Source organism: Streptomyces sp. NRRL B-24572 (assembly GCF_002156145.1).
In the GTDB taxonomy this organism is placed as follows: domain Bacteria; phylum Actinomycetota; class Actinomycetes; order Streptomycetales; family Streptomycetaceae; genus Streptomyces; species Streptomyces vietnamensis.
On the sequence record NZ_MWIG01000980.1, the window covers coordinates 342 to 2746 of the forward strand.

The 2405-nt window shown below is 74.6% G+C and carries 3 protein-coding genes and 1 pseudogene; all 4 read right to left on the reverse strand.

Annotation, left to right across the window (positions count from 1 at the left end; genetic code table 11):
- Window positions 1-388, reverse strand: a pseudogene (locus CCN56_RS45340) (hypothetical protein); the annotation flags it as partial.
- A 50-nt stretch (window positions 389-438) separates the two neighbouring features.
- Window positions 439-981 carry a hypothetical protein gene (locus tag CCN56_RS39145; RefSeq protein ID WP_086832372.1) on the reverse strand — a complete coding sequence of 181 codons (543 nt, stop codon included), beginning with the start codon at window positions 979-981 and terminating at the stop codon, window positions 439-441.
- A gap of 26 nt (window positions 982-1007) precedes the next feature.
- Window positions 1008-1760, reverse strand: coding sequence for a hypothetical protein (locus CCN56_RS39150; RefSeq protein ID WP_086832373.1), 753 nt, complete (start codon window positions 1758-1760; stop codon window positions 1008-1010).
- A complete protein-coding gene (locus tag CCN56_RS39155; RefSeq protein WP_086832374.1) occupies window positions 1757-2269 on the reverse strand; it encodes a hypothetical protein in 513 nt (170 codons plus the stop codon). The genes CCN56_RS39150 and CCN56_RS39155 overlap by 4 nt, the downstream gene beginning before the upstream one ends.
- Window positions 2270-2405 lie beyond the last annotated feature (136 nt).

Sequence of the window (2405 nt, forward strand, 5' to 3'; positions counted from 1 at the left end):
TGAGGGCCGTGTTGCCGCGCGCGGGGTCGTCCCGCAGTTCTCCGGCCCTGCTGTGCGCCCATCCGGCGAAGCCTCCGAGGAGGAGGGTCAGGAGGCAGAGGATCACCAGGGGGGCGGGGTGGCGCGGCCGCGGCCCGTCCTTCGCCGTCCGGGCGGCGGCCGCCGTTTGCGGGGTGGCGGGGCGGTCGGCGGTGGATTCCGGCGCTCCCGCCGTTCCTCGTGCGGATCCCACCGGCGGTCGCCGCCGGAGACCCGGGCCGGACTCGGCGTCGGGCTCGGTCAAAAGGCCGACGGGCGTGCGGGACTTCGGCGCGGAGGTCGGCTGGTCGGCGAGGGCCTGGGCCTGGCGGCGGCGCTGGCGGTTGAGGTGGTGGCGGGGCGTCGGCATCGTGCGTGTCCTTTCGGGTGCTTGTGGCTCTCGTGTACGGGACGGTCCGGTCAACCGGTCGTCGTGCCGCCCACGGGGGCCTGCCCCAGTCCGCTGAGTTTCCACTGGCCGTCGGCGCGGGTGAGTTCGCCCAGCATGCGGCTGTCCTTCTCCGAGCTCTTGCTGTCGGGCGTCGTGACGGTGATGCGCAGCGCGACGAGCAGCCGGGCCCGTCCCGCCCGGTCGTCGAGTTCGGTGACGGCGCCGGACAGCACACGGGCCGTGGTCACCGTCTTCGCCGCTTTCACCTGACGGGTGAACTCCGGCCGTCCGTCGACCAGTTGCTTGTGCAGCTCGCCGGTCGTCGAGGTCTCCCAGAGGTCGAGGCCCTGGTCCACGCGCCGGTGGTCGAGCGTGTTGAGGTTCTGCACGGCCTGCTCCCCCGCCGCGAGCGCCCGGTCGCGCTGGGCGGCGTACGCCGCGGAGTCGTCGTGGGCCTCGGCGTACCAGCTCCGGCCTTCCCAGGCCGCGAAGCCGCCCGCGAGCAGGGTGAGCACGAGGGCCACGGCCAGGGCCGGCCGGTTGCCCGCCGAGGCGCGGACCTGGCGTGTCATGGGGTTCTCCCGTCTCCCGCTCATCGTCAGCGGGCCTTGATGTCGACGATCAGCCACCGGTCTCCCTGGTACTTCGCGGTGACGGTGAGCTGGGCCGCGGCGGACGTGGCGGCGGCCTTGTCCCGCCGTGAACTCTGGTCGAGGAAGACGAGGAGGCGCGCGCTGTCCCCGTCGAGTTCGATCACCCCGGTGCGGACGGCCTGGGTGGAGAGGGTGATGCGCTGCTTGTCCAGGTTCGCCCGGACCTGGGCGAGCAGCTCGCCGTACTGGCGGGCTGCGCGCCCCGCGAGGACGGTGCGGGCGGATCGTTCGGCGGCGTCGGTGTGGGCGGGTGTGTAGGAGAAGACCCGGGCGAGGCCTTCGGCGACATCGCCGCCGACGCGGGCGGTGGCCTCCGTGTCGGTGAGCGCGTGGTTGCTCGCCGACCGGGTCGAACGGAGCTGGTGGGCGGCGTAGAAGAATCCGCTCCCGCCGAGGAGGAGGACGGTGAGGGCGGCGGCGAGGGCGCCCCTGCGCCACGCGGTGGCGGAACGGCGGCCGGACTTGGCCGTGGTCTCCTTCCCCTCCGCAGCCGTGACCGTCGGGGCCTCCGCCTCCGCGGGCCCCTTGCCCTCTGCATCCGTGGCAGTCGGCGTGCCTTCGTCCGTGGGCCCCTTGCCGTCCGTAGCCGTGACCGACGGCGCGTCCTCGTCCGTGGACTCCTCGGCCCCCTTGACGTCCTCCTCCGTCGTGTCCCGTGCCTCTCCCCCGCCGGGCGTCTCGCGCAGCAGTCGCGTCATCGGTCCCCGCCCTCCGCTCCGGCGACGGGCACCGCGCTCAGGGCCGCCACCCTCCACGTGTTCGCGCCGGTGCGGGTCAGGACGGCCTCCAGGCGTTTGCGGTCGGTGGTCGCGGTGGTGGCTCCGCGGGGGGTGACGTCGACGCGTACGGTCGCGATGAGTTTCGCCGTACCGGCTCTCGCGTCCAGTGCCGTGAGCGCCGCCTCGGTGACCGTGGCGCGTGCCGAGGCGCCCACCGCGGGCCGGGTGCGGCCCAGTTCGGTGCGGAGCGGTCCGGTGGCGGCGTCGCGCCAGGCCCGGATGCCCGCTTCGGCGCGTTCGCGGGTGGAGGCGTCGAGGGTGTTCAGGACGGTGATGCGGCTGCGGCCCTCGGCGAGCGCGGTGTCGCGTTCCCGGCCGAAGGCGAGCTCCTCGTCGGTGCGGGCCTGGGCATAGGTCCAGGCACCGGTTCCGCAGAAGCCGAGGGCGGCGACGAGGGCGGCGACGCCCAGGGCCTTGGCGCGCTTCATCGTGTGCTCCCGGTGTTCAGGCCGAGGAGGCCGGCCATGTCCGTCGGTCCGCCGGTCTGGCCGGGCAGCGCGAGCGCGCCGGGCAGACCGGCGGACCGACGGACATGGCCGGCCTCCTCGGCCTGAACACCGGGAG